The organism is Acetobacterium sp. KB-1, from assembly GCF_003260995.1.
In the GTDB taxonomy this organism is placed as follows: Bacteria; Bacillota; Clostridia; order Eubacteriales; family Eubacteriaceae; genus Acetobacterium; species Acetobacterium carbinolicum.
Window position 1 is genome coordinate 814,056 of sequence record NZ_CP030040.1, and the last position, 18,319, is coordinate 832,374.

An 18,319-nucleotide genomic window follows, 5' to 3' on the forward strand; every position below is an offset into this window, starting at 1 on the left:
TTCTTTTAAATTTCGCAATTACCTATTAATGATCTAAATGCTTAAAAATAATAATATACATAACCGAGGATAAACGGTTATATCCCTGGATCAGGTCGATTCTTCCCACCGTGCCATCTGCCAGCTTAAACCCTTCATAACAGGCGATTTCTGTCTTTCTGATCAACGCCCGAAGGGAATTGAGCAGAATTGGAATTTCTCCCAGCTTATATGTAATATTAAATAAGTGTTCACGACCAAAGTATTTTTTAGGATTATGTGACATATCGCGGATTTCCTGTTGATTAAACCCTAATATCTTACTGGTGTCAAGTGCTTCGTTTAAAACTTCTGATCTTGATAATTCACCGATATAGTCAAAGACTTCCTGCAAATCCGAAACCAGGTCAGTCAATTGGAGTTCATTGGCGCGAATCTGAACTTTCATGATTTCACCCATTAACACATCGACTTCGCCTCTGAGTTTAATCCGTTTATGATCCTTGCCGACAAGAAGATTCCCGTAAAGCTGAGTCATGTGCTCAGGCTTTTCGTCTAAAAAACCGCCACTTTCTAAGTTGAACTTGCCAATTTTCTTTGCTGCCATTACTCCGGCATTTTCCATTACGCTGGTAGTTAGGTTTTTTTCGATGTCATCATCGATTAACACCAGCTTTAATTTATGATCTGCTAGGACCGACTTTGCCGATGGGGTTAACATTGACTTAAGGGGAAGTCGCAATTCACTATCGGTGATCGATTCGCCGCTTTTAATTATTTTTTTTATGCCATCTTCAGTTATTAAATTCATTGGTTCACTTCCTTAATAAATTTAAGTGATATGAAACCCATATCACTTAAATCAACTGAATAATCGACCTAGTTATTGGAACCTTTTTCCTGTGGCAACATTTCATTAACATCCGCATGCGGACGAGGTATAACATGTACTGAAACTAAATCGCCAACTCTTTCGGCTGCGGCAGCACCGGCATCTGTTGCAGCTTTTACTGCACCAACATCGCCTCTGACCATGACGGTTACCAGTCCGCTGCCAATTTGTTCTTTTCCGATTAATGTAACGTTTGCTGCTTTTACCATTGCGTCTGCCGCTTCAATCGCTGCTACTAAACCACGTGTTTCAATCATTCCCAATGCATTTGTGTTTGCCATTTTATTTACCTCCAAGTAAAATTAAATATTTAATTGATTTCTAAGTTTTTCTAAAATTAAATCGGTAATACCTTCGAGTTTATTCTCAACTGCTCGATTCAGTTCCGTTTCGCTTACTGTTTTTTCGACTGAATTGCTTTTAGCGCATTCAATACTGTTTCGTATTTCAGCCAGTTCTTTGACCCCATAGGCGACGCGTCGCAAATTGAGTAAGTTCAACGGCGAGATGTTATCGGATGTCGCACTTCCGCCCACTGCACCGCATCCCAGGGTAAAGGCCGGCAGTAAATTGGTTGTCGCTCCCACGCCGCCTAATGCTCCGGCGGTATTGACCAATAATCGACTGACGGGTTTCCTTAACGCAAATTCTCTGATAATTTCTTCATTTTTCGAGTGGATGATCATGGTATGACCGGCACCCTCTTTCGTCAAAATCTCAATTGCTCTGTCACAGGCTTTTGGCCAGGTGTCTTCAATGTAAAAAGCTAAGATCGGGCAAAGCTTTTCTCTTGAAAATGGGATGTTGTGTCCAACCATGGTTTCCTGCCCAATCAGAACTTTTGTGTTTGCCGGAACTTTGATCCCAGCCATTTCAGCAATATATAAAGCTGTTTTACCGACAATTTTAGGATTCATTGTCATCTTGGGTGTCAGCATTATTTTTTCCAGAAGTTTTTTCTCCGCTGATGTCAGCATATAACAGCCCTGTTTTTTGAGTTCTCTCAGAACTTCCTGTTCAGATTCTTTTTCAATGATAATGGACTGCTCTGATGCACAGATAACGCCGTTATCGAAGGTTTTAGAATCGATGATCTGTTTGATGGCATGGGGAATGTCCGCACTTTTTTCGATAAATGCCGGGCCATTTCCAGGTCCGACACCAATTGCAGGATTTCCAGATGAATAAGCAGCTTTTACCATTGCCTCACCACCGGTTGCCAGAATCAAACTGGTGTCTATATTCTTTAATAACTCATTGGTCCCTTCCAGAGTTATAATCGTTGCGCACCCAATACAGTCTTTAGGCATGCCGGCAGCGATAGCCGCCTCTTTAATCACTCTCACTGTCTCGATGATACAATTTTTAGCCGTTGGATGGGGTGAGAAAACAATTGAATTCCCGGCTTTTATGGAAATCAGCGCCTTATAAATTACTGTCGATGTCGGATTCGTCGATGGAATTAATCCTGCCACGACGCCTACTGGCACAGCCACTTCATAGATTTTTTTGATTTCATCGCTGCTGACAATGCCAACTGTTTTCATGTCTTTGATACTGTCGTATACGACTTGTGAAGCAAAATAGTTTTTAATCACTTTATCTTCGGCCACACCAAATCCAGTCTCTTCATTTGCTAATTTCGCCAGTTTTTCGAGGTTTTGCATGGCCGCGTCTTTGATCGCTGCACAAATGAAATCAATTTCTGCCTGACTCATTTGGGCAAGTTTTGTCTGTGCCGTCTTTGCATTTTTCAGCAACTGGCGGGTTTCTTGAATTGATAACAAATCTTTGTCTACTAACTGCACAGTTTATTCCTCCTTTTCTTTTAATTCATTTAAAATATTTGCGATCAGATCAAATTTACGGGATCTTTTGATTTTTTCTCTGCTGATGCCTTTAATGTTTATATCACGGGCTAATTTTCTTAACCTGGAAACGGTCATCAGATTCAGGGATTCTTCCGAGTAATTATACTCTTTATCATTCGACACGGATGTTGACGATTTATCTTCAGTGATCGCGTCTTCACCAATTAACTTCTCTACTACACTACATTGCTCTTCCTGATTTTCCATTACAGTAATTTTCGTAGGTGCAGCGTTGTTGACAACTTCATGCCCGGATGAATTACTGTGGCAGAGCATTTTTTTGGTCTGATCGTCTAGTCTTGCAATGATGGTATGTTTTCTGCATTTCCCTGCCAGATTTGCCGCTTCTACCCCTGCGGCAACGCTGGCCGATACAGCTGCTACATCCCCTGTGATGATGATGGATACAATGCCGCCTGACATTTTATCAAACCTTACAAATTCAACATCAGCGGTTTTAAGACATGTATCCAAGGCATTCACAGCTCCCACAAAACCGACTGTATCAATTATACCGACGGAAGTCATTATTTTAACCTACTATCGGGTTATTGGCAATGTATTGAACCGCTTGGGCAAACGCGTCGCAGGCCGCTTTGCATGCCGATTGTGAACCGCTCATCAAGGCACCGGAAAAGTTTGATGTCGCTGTCGGCGGTAGAAATGTCTTGCAAATTTTTACATCCGCTGCTTTTAGTGCGGCATCAATACCGTACATTGCCTCAATTGGTGGGGCAATACAATAAGCCAACGGCATTCCGGCTGGTATCTCCGCAGTTTCCGATAAATAGCTGCCGGTACTTGATATACAGTGAGCTAAATAAATAGATTCACCTTTTTCATTGGCATTGACGAAATATGCTCCGTTTTCGATATAATGAGCACATGCATCCAGGCCGCTCTTTACCTCAGCCGGATTTTCGCCGGCCAATATACCAAATGCTTCCCCGGCAAAGGTTGTAAAAATTCCGACAAATGCCGAGAACATACATTCCCCATATACCACTTCTACATCAGCAGCTTTTGTGGCCTCATCAAGAGCGATAAATGTAACATCATCGATGGAACCTGTAATCAGGCCCAGGCTGCGTTGATGCGGTTTAAGATTAAGCGCCTTAGCTAAATCTTCACTGACATTTGGAATAATATTCTGGCACACAACATTAGCGCGTATAATTTCTCCTAACACTAATTAATCCTCCTATCCAATTTATACTAATTTTAAATCCACACCAGACATTTTATTCTTGAGCATGGTCTGACAAAGCTCAGCTATTTGAGCACCTGCTTCAACCGGTGCGGTTCCCAGTTCATGAATGTTGGAAATGACCGTTCTTCTGGCCTCTTCCATACCAACTGTTGGTTTATAGGTAATATATGCTCCCATAGACCCGGTTGAGTTTAATCCTGGTCTTTCGCCACAGAATACGGCAATTACGTCAGCATCTGTTATTTCGCCGATTTCATCGCCGATGGCAACCCGGCCATTGGTGACAAAGAACGGTGTTGAGTATGTGATTCCCAGTGAGTCCAGTCCCTGCTGTAGAGCGGGAAGAAAATCTGCGGCATTTTTTTCAATGGCCCGTGAGCTTAATCCATCGACAAAAACAATCTGCACATTGAGATTCTTAACGGTATTTTTTTTGACGGTTTCTACCGCTTCATCGGTCAGTTTTTTTCCGGTGTTAGGGTTTTTGATGTATTCTGCTTTATCCGCAGCAATTGTAGAAAGTTTGATGAATCCGAGGTCTTCGACCAGGGTTACGTCAACATCTGACCATACCGCATTCTGAGCTGCCGAGTGATCGGCTAAAAATCTCATATAGGCTTTGGTTAAAGATCTTGGACCGGCTCTCCAAATACCTAATCGACCGGACGTAAATTCTTTCATTTTCATATATCCATCGCGATCGTATGGATTGGGAATAAAGAATGTTTCCTGCATGGTTGCCACAGTCACATCTTCGACAAAACCATCATCAATGCTGCCTGCCGTGGCAGACTTAATTACCTGGTTCTTTACAGAACCGGTTCCTGCTTCGCTTAATTCTTCTTGAATAACATTTTTAATAATGTCGCGAATCGTATCTTTTAAAATAGCTTCATTTATCATTTATATCACCCCTTCTTTTTATTTTAAGAATATTGAAGCATCGCCGGCTTTTTCGGTAAACATACCGTATTGGTCGAGAATCTCCATTTTTTGCAGCCATTTTTCAAATTCAGGTACTCGTTTCATTCCCGATAATTCCAACAGTGTTTGCCAGTCGTGATTTCCCAATAATTGATAGTTAAGCATGATGTCGTCACCCATTGGTGCGGTTACAAAGGCTGGCATCCCAGCGTGAGCCAGTAATAATGCAAGGTTTTCGGAATCATTTTGACTGGCCGGCATATGGTTGGTGTAACAGACATCTACACCCATTGGGAATAGTGATAACGTTCCCATAAAATGCTCTTCCAGACCGGCTCGTAATTGTTGAACGGAGTCATAAATATATTCCGGTCCGATGAATCCGACTACCGACATAACATAAAAAGGATCATAGCGTTTGGCATAACCATAGGTGCGGGCTTCCAGGGTAAGCATATCAACTCCCAGATGGGCGTCGCAGGATAGTTCTGAACCTTCCCCGGTTTCGAAGTACATGATGTTTTTCCCACCGGAAATACATTCGCGTTTTCCCAGATCATAAGCATCATCAAGCATGGTGGTGGTTACACCAAATGATTCGTTGGCCTTTTGGGTTCCGGCAATGGATTGAAAAATCATATCTAACGGTGCGCCTTTACGAAGGGCGGCCATCTGCGTTGTAATATGAGCAAGTACACAGTTTTGGGTCGGTATTTCCCATTTCATTCGGAAATCATATAGTTTCTGAAGTAGGAAAGTTGTTGATTCCACGGTATCCTGAACCGGATTCAAGCCAAGCATCGCATCCCCTACACCATAGGCAAGCGCTTCATAGAGTTCTGCAAAAATGCCGTCAATATCATCGGTCTGATGATTCGGTAAGGCACGATTTGCGGCAATACCACGTTGTCCGATGGTGGTGACACAGGTAGCAACATTATCGATTTTTTTCGCGGCATAAATCAGATCCATATTTGACATGATTTTTGTAACGGCGGCAACCATTTCTGCTGTCAATCCGGTTGCAATTCTTTGAATAATCGGACCGGTTGAAGTGTACAACATCATAAAGTCCCGAAGATTTCCGACGGTCCAGTTTTTAATTTCTTTATACACGGCTTCATTAACCTGATCCTGAATGACTCGGGTAACATCATCAAGTTCATAGGGAACTGCCGGATTATTGCGAATATCAGATAACAACATATCTGCCAGCACTATTTTTGCTGCTGCTCTTTCTTCAGTTGAAGTTGCAGCTAAACCTGCCAGCTGATCCCCGGATTTCTGTTCACTTGCTTTCGCCTGGACTTCATTAACATTTTTGAATTGGTAGGTTCTTCCAAACAATACGGTTTTTAATTTCATACTTTCACTCCTTATTTTTTGGATTATCATACATATGACAATCAATACTTTGTTTAGCTTTTAGTTAACTAATCAAAGTGCCGGTTATTGTTTCCACTAACCGCTACTTTGATTAGTTCAACCTTTGACTAAACTGTCGCGACTAATTTGAATAATCGGATTAGTCACATCCGCCAATTTGCTCATCCTGCAAAAGAGGCCTTGATGTCTTTGGAAATTCCTGTGTCCCCTATTTAAAAATCAATGTTTTTACAACAACCGGTAATACCATCCCGCCGGCAATGGGATTGCCAATATCGATGTAATCTCCGTCGCTGACGGTCACAGCGTCAATGCAGATCACGTGATGATCATTATTCAACAGCCGCTTAATCGTCTGTCCCAGCACTTTTGCAATGTCTTTTTCGGAAACGACGATAATCGGATAATTATGCCTGATCAACGCCTCCAAACCGTTGATCAATTGTTCGGCACAGGCTACTATGTCCTTGAAAGAAGGTGAATTGATGCCTTCAAAAGCAATCGCAACCATCTGAAATTCATCTTCCAGTTTAAACCATTCAATGCGTTTTGCTACCTCATCTGCTATTTCACTGATACTGTTTTTATCCGTAAATGGTATTTTCACAATCGGAATGTTTTTAATGGGTAAGGCTGACTTATCGTATGTTACCGTACTGCCGCTGATATCGGTAGTATGTGACCCCGCTCCGACAACGGTAGCGCGAATGGTTTCTTCGGCATTCATCACCTTTAATTTGGTGAATAAATCCGAACGACGGATTTCTCGTCCCAAAATTATTCCCATATCCTGGTATTTAAAAACATCCTCTTTTTCATCGTAGTGGTAGACGATGTCTGCGACGCCGCCGGAAAATGTTAAATAGTTGATGGGGTTCTTGATTACCATATCTTCAATCGTGAGCATCATATCGTAGTAGTGATCCTGGGGCGTAATTCCGACAACGGTTTCAAGCTGATGAACCATTATTTTCGCTAATTTTGTCAAGCTGTTTTCGTTGGCAGTCTGACCCAATGCAATATCGAGTTTTTCGTTTTTAATGATTTTTTTTATTTTTTCATTGATGTAGATTATCTTTCCCTGCTTATCCATCTTGACTAAACGACCGCCAATATCCAGACACCCGGTGCTGACTCAGACACCCGGTGCTGACTCAGACACCCGGTGCTGACTGTCTCCCCGTGATCAAAAACAACCACATTCGAGGTTCCTCCGCCGATATCAATGTTTGCGACGACGTTGTTGTGTTCTTTGGAAATCTTGTCTGAACCTGCGCCTTTACCAGAAATGATGCTTTCTAAAACCGGTCCTGCCGTTGCTACCACAAAGTCTCCGGCATAACCGCTCAGTTTGTGTAACACTTCACTGGCATTCGCCCGTCTGGCGGTTTCTCCGGTAATAATAACCGCGCCGATATCGATATCCTTTTTCGCAATTCCGGCCCTGGCAAACTCGCTGTCGATGATTTTCATGACTTCATTCATATCAATGCGATCATTCGATGTCAAAGGCGTGAAATAAATTTCACTGCGGTACACGATCCGCTTGCCAATAATTTCTATCCGGGCGATATTGAAACTTGATGCCATGTTTTCCAGCAGAATTTTTGTAAAAACCAACTGTGTGGTTGAAGTACCGATATCTATTCCGACACTGAGAATTTCCTGTCTTTTAAAGTTTTCCATGTATTTCTCCCTCTTGATCCAGTATGATTTTCCATGTCGCTAACATTGAAAAAAAAGACGCAGCTTAAATTATAAACATCAATTAGTTGATATTTATCCCTTAAGCTGCGTCGCTTTTTTACATTACGTCTTTGCAATGCAATGTTTATTTTTTTGTCAAATTTTGCTATTCGATTTCTTAAACAGTCTGAGTAAAAAAAGTAGCTTAAAATTTGAATACCTGCTTTAGATATTCAAACTAACTAACTTTAAGCTACGTCGCCTAAAATAATTGCTTCATCGCAATTTATAATATTAATTTATAATTTGAAGGCAAATGAAGTTGTGGTACCTTCATCTCCGGTTTCAATAATTAATTTGCCCAGCAGTTTTTCATAAACATAAGCCTTAACGATGTTGAGACCCAGACCACTTCTTTTTTTCTCTCCAGATTTGTAACCGATTCCGTTATCCTTTACTTCAATCATCTTGATTTTTCCATCACTTGCAGTTGTCACTTCGATGTGACCGACACCCCCATTGGGAAATGCGTACTTCAGCGAGTTTTGAATCAGTTCGTTTACAATCAAAGCAATAACTGTCGATTTTTCACTGTCAACAAAAAAGTCAGCACCTTTAACCGATATTTCAATTTCTTTATTAGCTGTTGCGACGAATGATATCATGTTTTGTTTTATTTTGTCAAGCATTTCTTGAACCGAAACCAGATTATTTGACTTTTTTTCTAAAAGTTCGTGGGTGACCGCAATACTCATGATCCGGTTGATGCTGTCACTTAAGATGGTTTTTACCTCTGGATCCTTAGCATTTCGACTTTGCAACCGCAGTAAAGAAGCCACCGTTTGCAGATTGTTTTTAATGCGGTGATGAATTTCATGTGAACTCACCAAATAACTGTTCACTTCTTTTTCATATTTTCTCATTTCTGTAATATCATCAATAAACACAATCACATCAACCGTCTTTTTCATCCGGATAATGATGTGAATGCGATAAAATTTATCGCCGATTGCCACCTTTCCGTCATAACTTTTTTCAATAATGATACGGTTGTCATCATTATTGCTAAAGGTCCCTTCGATATTCGATAGAACATCGTCAAAATTCTTTGTTGTGTAGTTCAGGTTATCAAAATGTTGATTTTCAATGGATTTAAACCCCAGTTCCTGATACATCTTAACTGCCCGTTGATTAAAATATTTTAAATGACCGGTTTCGTCGAATATTAAAATACCCTCGCGCAATTGCAAGGCTTCATTTTCATTGCTTTTACCGAAAATCGAACTCCATAGCTCCTCGATTTTTTCGTTTTCCGGGGATCGCTGTAATGGCGCCCCTGGCACCACGGTCAATCTTAAATCCAGTATTTTCTCAAGTATTAATGTGGCCACGACATTATTATTGTGCATGATCGGCACAACTGTTTGTTTTGTCCATATCTTCTTTTTGTTACGGTCAAAACTCATACCAATGATATCTTTTGTGGTTACTCCCAGATCAAATGAACGAAATACTGCCGGTTCATTCTCACGGTAAATAATATCGCCTAAATACGAGTCAACATATATTGATTTCTTTTTTTTATATGATTCAGCAACCACTACCGCCAGATCTTTATCGTGTACCTTTATATCAATAAACGACTCCCCGTCAAATCCTTCGTTAAAATATGGTAGAATTTTAGCCACGTCAATTATCGCTTCGATTTCATCATTGTTTAACAGCGTAAACTCTTTACATTGTTTTATAATAAATTCGCGGTCGCATTTATACTTCATTTCTTTTCGCCTTTTTGTGCCTGTAACAGTATCGTTTCGCTGATAACCCGGAGTGAGTAGCCTTTTTCCATACTCAGTGATCTGAGTTTTTTATAGGCGCTGTCCTCATCGAGGCCTCCGGATTGCATTAAAAATCCTTTTGCCTTCTCAATCATTTTGCGATCTTCCAGTCTTTTGGTAATGTCATTTAATTTTTGCTCATTTTTTTCGGACTCAAGTGATTTTGCATAGGCGATTTTTATTGTCGGCAGCAAACTCTTCTCATCGATCGGTTTGACAACATAACCAAATACGCCGCTTTTTTTAGCGCCCTCAATAAATATATCGTCGGAATATGCGGTCAGAAAAACGACGCACTTACACAGTTTATCTCTGCGAATTATCTTGGCAGCACTGACGCCATCTAAATTAGGCATATTAATATCCATCAGCACCATATCCGGATGATAGCTTGTGCATAAATTGATGGCATCAAAACCATCCTTCCCTTCACCCAGAACTTCAAATCCGGCATCTTCAAGTATACACCGAATATCCATCCGGGTTACCGGTTCATCTTCGACAACGATAATTCTCATAACTAACCTCAACTCCACTCAAGAAATTTTCTTAACTCTGCGATCTTCTTATTTTTCAATGATGAAATTTTAAATATTTCATTAACCCCCGATAACCTTAGTGAATCTTCTGCATAACTGAAATCCTTTTCATCCAGCATCAGATCGATCTTGGTCACAATCCCAATGATTGGTTTAGTAAACATCCTTGCAAAACCCGGCGGAAACACATTGGACCGGCTTTTACAGTCCATTACCAGGGCCACCACATCTGCTTCCACAGATGTCACCTGCAACGCTGAATAGTAACCACGATTTTCCAGGTATTCTCCGGGTGTATCGATGACATTTTTATGAAATTCAATAGCCTGGGTTTTGTCATAATCGATATCGAAAGACCCCATTCGTTGATACAAAGTTGTCTTACCGCTTCCTGATGGCCCGATAAACATAACTTTTTTCATTGGCTCAACCTCAAGATCGTGTCACTGTTGGGATTGACATGCCCTGTAACAGAGACAATGTCTGAAGAACGCTTTCGACAGATGCTTCCACCGAACCGACATCGCCTTCAATCACCAGGGAACCATTAAAGCGATCGACATAGCCGATGGTAACATCACCTGATTTTACCGCAACATCCGCTGCGATGATGGCCGCCTCACTGGGTGTAATGGTCAGGATTCCAATCGAATTATGGTTCTCTTCCAGTCCTAATTTTTTATAGATGCTATTATCGGGATTTACAATAATATGCGCTAACGTAACCTGTTTTCCCGGAACGTATTCCTGGATCACTCTTTGGACATTCTCATTCATTCTTGAACTCTCCTATGTTAGTTAAAGCGCTGATTATTTTATAATGATATTAAATAACTATTTAATTGTCAACACTTTAACTATAATTTCTATTCATTTCTTAATTTTTATTTCTCTTTAGTTGGCTTCTTGTAGTAAAATCATCGCCACATCTTCATGCGGTCTTGCAATAACATGTACCGAGATCAGCATGCCGACTCTTGAGGCTGCGGCTGCCCCGGCATCCGTTGCAGCTTTCACCGCACCCACATCGCCTCTGACCATTACGGTGACCAAACCACTGCCGATTTGCTCTTTTCCGATTAATCTGACATTTGCCGCTTTAACCATGGCGTCAGCAGCCTCAATCGCGCCTACCAAACCTTTTGTTTCAATCATTCCCAATGCATCTGTTGTACTCATTTTTTCCTCCTGAATATTTTCTTATTTTTCAGAGTATTGACTCTTATTTCAATGAGAACCATTGACCCCGGATGCAACACATTTGTAACGACTGCACCTCTTCGTCATGATGTATCTGACCAGATACAATAACTTTCATTTGAAATCTTTGCTGATAACCTTAATTCGATTGCTTATCTTCGCACAGATCCTGCCAATTAGCGGGATATGCTGCAAAGAAAAATTTACAATGATCCGGTGAACTGAATGTAACAGCCGTTTCCTTTGGAATGAAGATAACATCGCCGGCATGGCCGGTGAACTTTTTCCCGTCATATGTTATCTCCAATGTTCCTTCTACGATGTAATCCAACTCGTCATAACCTAAATACCAGTCAAAAGCGGACTCTTCAATTCTCAAAAAACCGGTTGCCATGTTTGGACATTCTTCGATGGTCAGTATTTCTTTAAAGGTAACCTTATCATCTGGATTTCCGGTATTGAAATTTTCAAAAACCACACTGTTGCCCCGGATCAGTCTGATTCTGTCAGGCTCAGTGGCCTTTTTTAATTGTTGCTCATCTGTTGTCAGTGACGTCATTACTTCATTCACAATCTGTGCTATCAGTTCCTCAGAAATATTTAAATCCAAAACTCGATCCTTGATTATCTGTTCAATATTGTTATTCATTTTTATGTCCTTCTCTTTCTTTCATTTATAATAAAGTATTTTTGAAGTCCTTATGCGGCGATGGTATGACCGTATAATAGACGATATTCCCACTTTCTTTGATCACTGCAACCCCGGATTCTATGGAGGCATCGACCTCTGAAACATCTCCGGTCATGACCAAATAGGATTTACCGCCGATGCCGGAACCCAGCCTTAATTCAACCAGCTGCACGCCTGATGCTTTCACACAGGTGTCTGCTGCCACAATCAATGAGGCCATTGCCATACTTTCAATCACACCGATCGCGCCTATTTTCTCAACATTACTGGAACCGGTAATGGCCGGGAAAATTTGCTCATCGACGTTTGGAATCATCAAATCATCAATAATAAACTCGCCGCCTAAAAGCTTTGCTGCTTCTATTGAATTCTCCACTGAGCCGACGTCGCCATATATTAAGGTAATATATTTCCCCGGACAAGTTGCTGTTGAAAACATCAGCTGCACATTGGCAACTTTGAGCATATGATCTGCTACTTCAATGCCTTTTGCAATACTGTTAAGTTCGATAAACCCAATTGTATTTATCATATCCTATCCTCTCGTGCTTCAATTGTAATGGATTCATTGGAAACTTCTGTAATCATTCCTGAAATACTGGCATGAATACACGCACCCATTTTTCCGTTTTCTATTTCGCCAATAAGCATCCCTTCATCGACCATCATCTCTTTTTCCACCACTGGTTTAGCCAATGTTCCGATATGCTGTTTAAGGGGAATTACAACTTTTTTCACATTGTACGCAAAACTTTTTAATGGTGCACACCGATCATATTCTTTTAACCCAAGTCTTTCGATGAGTCGTTTAACCGGTATTTTCCGGTACTCTATCATTTCCGATATGGATTTTTGTTCTCCGCCTTTATCAATGCTTATCCCAGCCGCGATTAACTCCTTTTTAATCATAATATTGACTTTTCTCGGCGACAATCCGTTTGGACAGGCATATAATTCACAGGCTCCACACTCGGAACAGCCCAATGCTGTTTTCATGCCTAAAAAATCTGATAAACCATAGTTTGCAATGCGCATGACTAAATGGGGTTTGACATTATGACCAAGTAAATCCCGGGGACATAGGTCAGTACACTTTTGGCATTGTATGCAGGCAATCTTTGATTGTTTTAATACCTGCTCATTCCCTTTTGTTTTATTTTCAATCAATGAAGAATTCTGATCTAAGAGTATAATTGCCTTTGTGGTTTTCGTAATTGGCAATTCAAAATCGAAGATTATCTTTCCCATCATTGGACCGCCGTCAATACCAACTTTTCCAGTCAAGGTTTCTATTCCGCATAACGCCAAGGCTTCTTTATAACTCATACCAATTGGAAGGCAAAAGGTTGCGGGGGTTTTTACATCGCCGGTAATCGTTACATAAGTGGTTGTCACCGTTTTTCCCCTGGCAGCATTGTACACATTTAAAATCGTTTCCACATTACATACGATGCAGCCAACATTCAAAGGAATTCCACCTTTTGGTACCACTCTTTTCAAAACTTCATAGACGGTTATTTGTTCATCACCCGCCGGATAAAAATCTTCAAGCAGGAAAAGCTCAATATTTTCCGAATCCTTCAATTGTTCTTTTAAACAATCGATTACTTCTGTATGTTTCGCTTTAATTGCAACATAACCCTTTTTAGCCCCGGTTTCCTGGATAATACCGGTTAAACCTTCTAATATATCGTTGGTATGGTGAAGCAATAATTCCTGATCAACCCGTATCAAGGGTTCGCACTCTGCGGCATTAACGATTATATATTCGGCTTTTGCTGCCAATTTCACATATGTTGGAAAACCAGCACCTCCGGCCCCGACAACACCTGCTTCCATGATTCTGTTTGTAAATTCACTATTCATGTATATCCCCCTCATCTTCATTTTTTTCATCGATAATACCGATAATGATGCAGTCAACCGGTGCGTTTTCTAATCCTTCTGACCTTCTTGCCGCACTTCCATTCGTGAGTAATACCAGTTCGCCGATTCCGGCTCCGATTAAATCCGTAGCAACGATAATCTCACCATTTTCAGATTCTTTTTCGCGGTTCAATAGTTTCACTCTCAGGAGTTTTAATCCCCTTAACTCATCTTCTTTTCTTGTGCACCAGATACTGTCTATAACCCGTCCAATCTTCATTTACTGCGACACCCTCTCTTTAAACTCTTTAGCGATATTATTCAGGGCTTCCTTTACTGATGCAACATCACCCAGTACAGCAATCATGGTAAAATGCTGGGGACATATACCTTTTATCTCAACAACATCGACAGCTGCTGTTTTTTCAGCAATATCAGTTGCCACAAACATTTCCACGAGTTTTCCCTGTACTAATCCAACGGTATCAAATTTCTCACTCTCCAGGAAATCTTTTGAAAACAAACGACTTCTCATCATTTTAATCACCCCGTCAGAAGGCGATTTAATTATTTCAATATCCATATTTTTTACATCCTTTAGCCGGCACACAATTCATGGCAATACCAATTGGCGTTACAAAATGCGGGTTTTTCGGTTTGTATGTTTTAATGTTTAGATCCTTTTCGATGACCTTTTCAATATTTAAAAGACAGCTTGTTCCCCCTACCAGATATATTCCATCAATACTATATTCATTAATATGCTTTTTGATAATTGAAGCTATTTTCTGGGCCACCGGTCTTAGCAATCCGGAAATTTCTTCTTGTTTATCCGGATCCTGTTTTACAATTTCTGCTTCATCAAATGAAATTTTATAAGCTCCAGCAATCACTAATGTGCATTGCGTTCCTCCGGTTGCCTCATCAGCAACTGCTACAATTTTTCCTTCTTCTATAATAGCCAGGCCGGTTGTTCCGCCGCCGATATCCACAACAACACCATTCTTGATACCAAGAACGGCATTGGCTGCAGTCGGTTCATCAACAACATTGATCACATCAAACCCTGCTCCTTCGACAACATTTTTAATATACTTTGTATCGTTAATTGTTGTACCCGGAGGTATTGCCACCGCTGCATCTTTTAATTCACAGCCGATTTTATCTTCAATTTCTATTTTCAATTGTTTAACAATTTTTAATGCTCCCATATAATCAACAAGCAAACCATCTTTAACCACTTGCGCAAATCGATACGCACCAGCAATTGGGTTCTTATTCTCATCCAATACACAGATGACAATATAAGCGGTTCCGAGATCAACCCCTACCATCAATCGCTCTTTATTTTTAGGTGTGATTGAATGGCTAAGTATATTTATAAAATCGAATGTAATCTTGTCTGATTCTTTAAATAAATCCATTTCCTTTCGCCCTCATTTCTTATCCACAAGACTCATCCTAACTTTTTCAAAGTCTTGAAAAACTATTTATTGCACATTTTATGTTTCATTTTCGTATGTTTTGCAACCCTTTACAATAAAAAACAAAAAACTTCCATGTCATTACCCCTTTTACTGGATAATCACATGGAAGCTTCGTCGCTTTTATACAAATACTCCGTTGCATTTGTACTATTAAATTGTAAATTCATTATCTCAAATTTATTTAATAATGTCAACCTGCTTTATTTTTAATTAACTATTTTTCCATCTCACTTTAACCTGTGTGCAATTATTACTTCAATGGAAACCGCGTAAACTGCAGTTCAGCTGTGGTAAAACACGAGGTAATTCAGGCTGTTTTTAATTCTTCGTAGATTTCTTCGGCACGTTTATAATTATATGTTTCGCAATCAAAAATATCTTGTTTAAACTCAAGTGCCATAAAATAACCATCAGGTACATCAAATGATATTTTGATATCTTTGTTTTCCAATAAACTTCTCATTTCATTCTCCTCTTGAATTCATATTTTGTAACTTTTACAATAAAAAGCAAAAACTTCCATATCATTACCCTTTTACTGGCTAATCATATGGAAGCTCCGTCGCTTTTATACAAATACTTCGTTGCATTTGTACTATTAAATTATTGATTTATTATCTCAAATAAATTTAATAATGTCAACCTGCTTTATTTAATTTATTTTAAAATTATAAACCACCCTGGCTTTATTGGTTTCTGCTGCATTTTTTAGCTTTAGCAAATATTTTATCTAATTGCTCTTGTGCATGATTTTTTGTTTCCCATCCAAATGATACCCGATAAGGCGATTCCATCTAATGTCGTTTTAGCGATAGCGTCTTCAGCGCCGAAAGATAAGAATATTTTCCACTAGAAATTAACGATAAAACGAAAATACAATAAATCCTGGATTCCCGAAATTTATAACGATGGCGGATCAACCCCCAGGGCCTCATAAAGATCCTTTTGCTTTTCAGTGATTTCACTAAGTACTCGACCATGCAAGGATGCACTTTTCTATTTGCAAAAAGACTTTTTCTTTCAAATCGAACTGAAAAAGAGCGCGCACCTCAATTTCACAACTTTCTTTTTCATAGATCGGATAATTCAAATTATAAATGAACCGTTCTGTTTTCATTAGCATCACCTCATGGTTTATTTGATGTTTCCGATTCCGTATTTTGTCCCCACTTCCACCACTTTCGTCAAGTTAAGTGTGCTTGGCAGCGAAAAGAAATTCACCGCCCTAAACTACCACCCCCAGAATCTTAAGTTGGGCATTGATTTCTTTTTCCAACGCCGCAATTTCCTCATTGTCCTGGGCCAGCAAGCGATTGACTGCATCGAGATCACAGGGATCCATCCCCCAAACGGTTCTGGAGCAGGCGATCCTGTTGCGCCGGGAAGTTCAGCGGCGGTCTGGCCCGACTAGTCGACAAGTTTTGTACCCAATGCCTGATTTTCGGTGACCAGCAGGAAAAACGTTTGATTGATGATCACATGGTGAAACTGATCATTCAATCCGAGTTGTCCTAGAATGGCCGAGTGAAACATTGTTGAGTATTGCCGATGAGGTATCGCTTTAAAGGATTCCATCTAAAAAATAAACTGAGCAAGAGCAATCTGCTAAGTTCTTTCTCCGTTAAAACACTGTCGATTATTTTTGACACCATGTCCAACAATTTGGGGACAACATATGCCATCAGTTTCTGGACAGAATAGGTTAGTAGCAACAAACAGCCTCGCAAATCTGGATTACAGTAATCAAGAAAACAATGTTCGGTTGATGATAATCAAGTCAGTATAGCTTACAACTATACCAACAATGACGGTAAAACGGCCTTTGCTAAGTGTTCGTCTAATTCTTTTTTAGTGGAGGCAATCCGTACCAGTTCAAGGTGCCAATTAAATTAGAAATTATCGGCATCTAAAAAAGTGGTTTTCTGAAAGAATAAAGCAACTTTGACTTTTTTTTCAATAACTTCTACCATTTTTTCTTACTAGGTATATTAAATTTTAATATAATTCTGGTTTACGATAAGAAAAGTAATCGATCTTTTTATTGAAATCATTTTCTTGAGATACTGTATAAACTAAAAATGAATTGTTTTTCAAATTTTCTTTCACACAAATGCCATTACCATTAACAATTTGAATGCCCCCATAATAATTCGAACAAATCATACAAAAATTACATTCATAAGCTCTTGCTAACATATACTTTGACCAATTCTTTGCTCTTTTTTGTGAATCATAGGGTGTTTTAAAAGGAGCAATAATAATTTCCGCTCCTTGTTCCTTCTGCATGATACTCATATCCATAATATGTGTATCCAAGCAAATCTGAATTCCAAAGGTATACTCTTTGAATTTAAAAACATCAATTTTATTCCCTGCAGAAAATATTTTTCGTTCATTTTTTCCTAGATGAACCTTACAGTAAAGATAGTCTACTCCATTTGGAAGCGCTACCCTTTGTCCAATATAATATTGTTCTTCTTTTTTTATAATTAATCCATAACTAACGGCGGTATTATAGATTTTTGCTAATTCTTTTATCTCATTCGTATACCTTATCAGCTTTTCTTCTTTTTCTATCGTATTAATCATACTCATTTTGCTACATAAAAACAATTCACTAAAACACACTAAATCTAAGGTTGGATTTTTTTTTATTGCATTGGCTATAATCTCATAATTATAGCCAAGATCTTCTTCCGATGGAATAAGCGATGATACCCCTATTTTAAGATCTTTTTTCATTAAACAAC

At 39.6% G+C, this 18,319-nt stretch carries 23 protein-coding genes; all 23 read right to left on the reverse strand.

The features are described from left to right. Positions 1-25: 25 nt before the first annotated feature. Positions 26-790 (reverse strand): cobalamin adenosyltransferase, encoded by a 765-nt coding sequence (locus tag DOZ58_RS03795; protein WP_111887087.1) that lies wholly within the window; start codon positions 788-790, stop codon positions 26-28. Positions 791-858: 68 nt separating this feature from the next. Next, on the reverse strand, positions 859-1,152 hold the full coding sequence (gene eutM, locus DOZ58_RS03800) for an ethanolamine utilization microcompartment protein EutM (protein WP_111887088.1): 294 nt from the start codon (positions 1,150-1,152) through the stop codon (positions 859-861). A gap of 21 nt (positions 1,153-1,173) precedes the next feature. After that, positions 1,174-2,679 (reverse strand): acetaldehyde dehydrogenase (acetylating), encoded by a 1,506-nt coding sequence (locus DOZ58_RS03805; RefSeq protein ID WP_111887089.1) that lies wholly within the window; start codon positions 2,677-2,679, stop codon positions 1,174-1,176. A 3-nt stretch (positions 2,680-2,682) separates the two neighbouring features. Continuing rightward, on the reverse strand, positions 2,683-3,270 hold the full coding sequence (locus tag DOZ58_RS03810) for a BMC domain-containing protein (RefSeq protein WP_111887090.1): 588 nt from the start codon (positions 3,268-3,270) through the stop codon (positions 2,683-2,685). Between the two features lie 4 nt (positions 3,271-3,274). Further along, entirely contained in the window at positions 3,275-3,931 is a 657-nt protein-coding gene (gene eutL / locus DOZ58_RS03815; protein ID WP_111887091.1) for an ethanolamine utilization microcompartment protein EutL, read from the reverse strand. Positions 3,932-3,952: 21 nt separating this feature from the next. Then, complete coding sequence (gene eutC / locus DOZ58_RS03820; protein ID WP_111887092.1) at positions 3,953-4,855, reverse strand: ethanolamine ammonia-lyase subunit EutC; 903 nt, start codon at positions 4,853-4,855, stop codon at positions 3,953-3,955. A gap of 18 nt (positions 4,856-4,873) precedes the next feature. After that, a complete protein-coding gene (eutB, locus tag DOZ58_RS03825) occupies positions 4,874-6,241 on the reverse strand; it encodes an ethanolamine ammonia-lyase subunit EutB (RefSeq protein WP_111887093.1) in 1,368 nt (455 codons plus the stop codon). Positions 6,242-6,470: 229 nt separating this feature from the next. Next, on the reverse strand, positions 6,471-7,355 hold the full coding sequence (locus tag DOZ58_RS19225; protein ID WP_371414190.1) for an ethanolamine ammonia-lyase reactivating factor EutA: 885 nt from the start codon (positions 7,353-7,355) through the stop codon (positions 6,471-6,473). A 5-nt stretch (positions 7,356-7,360) separates the two neighbouring features. After that, positions 7,361-7,948, reverse strand: a complete 588-nt coding sequence (locus DOZ58_RS19230) for an ethanolamine ammonia-lyase reactivating factor EutA (protein WP_371414191.1) — start codon at positions 7,946-7,948, stop codon at positions 7,361-7,363. A gap of 299 nt (positions 7,949-8,247) precedes the next feature. Beyond that, positions 8,248-9,726 carry a histidine kinase N-terminal domain-containing protein gene (locus DOZ58_RS03835; protein WP_111887094.1) on the reverse strand — a complete coding sequence of 493 codons (1,479 nt, stop codon included), beginning with the start codon at positions 9,724-9,726 and terminating at the stop codon, positions 8,248-8,250. After that, on the reverse strand, positions 9,723-10,304 hold the full coding sequence (locus DOZ58_RS03840) for an ANTAR domain-containing response regulator (RefSeq protein ID WP_111887095.1): 582 nt from the start codon (positions 10,302-10,304) through the stop codon (positions 9,723-9,725). The genes DOZ58_RS03835 and DOZ58_RS03840 overlap by 4 nt, the downstream gene beginning before the upstream one ends. An 8-nt stretch (positions 10,305-10,312) precedes the next feature. Continuing rightward, positions 10,313-10,747 (reverse strand): EutP/PduV family microcompartment system protein, encoded by a 435-nt coding sequence (locus DOZ58_RS03845; RefSeq protein ID WP_111887096.1) that lies wholly within the window; start codon positions 10,745-10,747, stop codon positions 10,313-10,315. Between the two features lie 10 nt (positions 10,748-10,757). Beyond that, positions 10,758-11,102, reverse strand: coding sequence for a BMC domain-containing protein (locus DOZ58_RS03850; protein WP_111887097.1), 345 nt, complete (start codon positions 11,100-11,102; stop codon positions 10,758-10,760). Between the two features lie 117 nt (positions 11,103-11,219). Continuing rightward, positions 11,220-11,504 (reverse strand): BMC domain-containing protein, encoded by a 285-nt coding sequence (locus tag DOZ58_RS03855; RefSeq protein ID WP_111887098.1) that lies wholly within the window; start codon positions 11,502-11,504, stop codon positions 11,220-11,222. A gap of 160 nt (positions 11,505-11,664) precedes the next feature. Beyond that, positions 11,665-12,174: a cupin domain-containing protein gene (locus tag DOZ58_RS03860; protein ID WP_111887099.1), complete on the reverse strand. Its 510-nt coding sequence runs from the start codon at positions 12,172-12,174 to the stop codon at positions 11,665-11,667. A 25-nt stretch (positions 12,175-12,199) separates the two neighbouring features. Next, positions 12,200-12,748 (reverse strand): BMC domain-containing protein, encoded by a 549-nt coding sequence (locus tag DOZ58_RS03865; protein WP_111887100.1) that lies wholly within the window; start codon positions 12,746-12,748, stop codon positions 12,200-12,202. Beyond that, on the reverse strand, positions 12,745-14,082 hold the full coding sequence (locus tag DOZ58_RS03870; protein WP_111887101.1) for a 4Fe-4S dicluster domain-containing protein: 1,338 nt from the start codon (positions 14,080-14,082) through the stop codon (positions 12,745-12,747). The genes DOZ58_RS03865 and DOZ58_RS03870 overlap by 4 nt, the downstream gene beginning before the upstream one ends. Then, positions 14,075-14,362: a EutN/CcmL family microcompartment protein gene (locus tag DOZ58_RS03875; RefSeq protein WP_111887102.1), complete on the reverse strand. Its 288-nt coding sequence runs from the start codon at positions 14,360-14,362 to the stop codon at positions 14,075-14,077. The genes DOZ58_RS03870 and DOZ58_RS03875 overlap by 8 nt, the downstream gene beginning before the upstream one ends. Beyond that, a complete protein-coding gene (locus DOZ58_RS03880; RefSeq protein WP_111887103.1) occupies positions 14,363-14,665 on the reverse strand; it encodes a BMC domain-containing protein in 303 nt (100 codons plus the stop codon). Next, positions 14,655-15,506 carry an ethanolamine utilization protein EutJ gene (eutJ, locus tag DOZ58_RS03885; RefSeq protein ID WP_111887104.1) on the reverse strand — a complete coding sequence of 284 codons (852 nt, stop codon included), beginning with the start codon at positions 15,504-15,506 and terminating at the stop codon, positions 14,655-14,657. Before eutJ ends, DOZ58_RS03880 begins: the two co-directional genes overlap by 11 nt. 370 nt (positions 15,507-15,876) lie before the next feature. Further along, positions 15,877-16,032 carry a hypothetical protein gene (locus DOZ58_RS18460; RefSeq protein WP_162624405.1) on the reverse strand — a complete coding sequence of 52 codons (156 nt, stop codon included), beginning with the start codon at positions 16,030-16,032 and terminating at the stop codon, positions 15,877-15,879. A gap of 944 nt (positions 16,033-16,976) precedes the next feature. Then, complete coding sequence (locus DOZ58_RS18645; protein WP_204355466.1) at positions 16,977-17,144, reverse strand: hypothetical protein; 168 nt, start codon at positions 17,142-17,144, stop codon at positions 16,977-16,979. Between the two features lie 420 nt (positions 17,145-17,564). Beyond that, positions 17,565-18,311, reverse strand: a complete 747-nt coding sequence (locus DOZ58_RS03890) for a nitrilase-related carbon-nitrogen hydrolase (protein WP_111887105.1) — start codon at positions 18,309-18,311, stop codon at positions 17,565-17,567. Positions 18,312-18,319: the final 8 nt, after the last annotated feature.

What these genes read in the sequence shown, in the direction of transcription:
- eutC (WP_111887092.1), bottom strand. Translation starts at nt 4,855, where the DNA reads ATGATAAATGAAGCTATTTTAAAAGATACGATTCGCGACATTATTAAA.
- DOZ58_RS03845 (WP_111887096.1), bottom strand. Translation starts at nt 10,747, where the DNA reads ATGAAAAAAGTTATGTTTATCGGGCCATCAGGAAGCGGTAAGACAACT.
- DOZ58_RS18645 (WP_204355466.1), bottom strand. Translation starts at nt 17,144, where the DNA reads ATGGAATCCTTTAAAGCGATACCTCATCGGCAATACTCAACAATGTTT.
- DOZ58_RS03875 (WP_111887102.1), bottom strand. Translation starts at nt 14,362, where the DNA reads ATGAAGATTGGACGGGTTATAGACAGTATCTGGTGCACAAGAAAAGAA.
- eutM (WP_111887088.1), bottom strand. Translation starts at nt 1,152, where the DNA reads ATGGCAAACACAAATGCATTGGGAATGATTGAAACACGTGGTTTAGTA.
- DOZ58_RS03855 (WP_111887098.1), bottom strand. Translation starts at nt 11,504, where the DNA reads ATGAGTACAACAGATGCATTGGGAATGATTGAAACAAAAGGTTTGGTA.
- DOZ58_RS03890 (WP_111887105.1), bottom strand. Translation starts at nt 18,311, where the DNA reads ATGAAAAAAGATCTTAAAATAGGGGTATCATCGCTTATTCCATCGGAA.
- DOZ58_RS03860 (WP_111887099.1), bottom strand. Translation starts at nt 12,174, where the DNA reads ATGAATAACAATATTGAACAGATAATCAAGGATCGAGTTTTGGATTTA.
- eutJ (WP_111887104.1), bottom strand. Translation starts at nt 15,506, where the DNA reads ATGGATTTATTTAAAGAATCAGACAAGATTACATTCGATTTTATAAAT.
- DOZ58_RS03865 (WP_111887100.1), bottom strand. Translation starts at nt 12,748, where the DNA reads ATGATAAATACAATTGGGTTTATCGAACTTAACAGTATTGCAAAAGGC.
- DOZ58_RS03850 (WP_111887097.1), bottom strand. Translation starts at nt 11,102, where the DNA reads ATGAATGAGAATGTCCAAAGAGTGATCCAGGAATACGTTCCGGGAAAA.
- DOZ58_RS03880 (WP_111887103.1), bottom strand. Translation starts at nt 14,665, where the DNA reads ATGGATATTGAAATAATTAAATCGCCTTCTGACGGGGTGATTAAAATG.
- DOZ58_RS18460 (WP_162624405.1), bottom strand. Translation starts at nt 16,032, where the DNA reads ATGAGAAGTTTATTGGAAAACAAAGATATCAAAATATCATTTGATGTA.
- DOZ58_RS03810 (WP_111887090.1), bottom strand. Translation starts at nt 3,270, where the DNA reads ATGACTTCCGTCGGTATAATTGATACAGTCGGTTTTGTGGGAGCTGTG.
- DOZ58_RS19225 (WP_371414190.1), bottom strand. Translation starts at nt 7,355, where the DNA reads ATGGATAAGCAGGGAAAGATAATCTACATCAATGAAAAAATAAAAAAA.
- DOZ58_RS03840 (WP_111887095.1), bottom strand. Translation starts at nt 10,304, where the DNA reads ATGAGAATTATCGTTGTCGAAGATGAACCGGTAACCCGGATGGATATT.
- DOZ58_RS03795 (WP_111887087.1), bottom strand. Translation starts at nt 790, where the DNA reads ATGAATTTAATAACTGAAGATGGCATAAAAAAAATAATTAAAAGCGGC.
- eutB (WP_111887093.1), bottom strand. Translation starts at nt 6,241, where the DNA reads ATGAAATTAAAAACCGTATTGTTTGGAAGAACCTACCAATTCAAAAAT.
- DOZ58_RS03835 (WP_111887094.1), bottom strand. Translation starts at nt 9,726, where the DNA reads ATGAAGTATAAATGCGACCGCGAATTTATTATAAAACAATGTAAAGAG.
- DOZ58_RS19230 (WP_371414191.1), bottom strand. Translation starts at nt 7,948, where the DNA reads ATGGAAAACTTTAAAAGACAGGAAATTCTCAGTGTCGGAATAGATATC.
- DOZ58_RS03870 (WP_111887101.1), bottom strand. Translation starts at nt 14,082, where the DNA reads ATGAATAGTGAATTTACAAACAGAATCATGGAAGCAGGTGTTGTCGGG.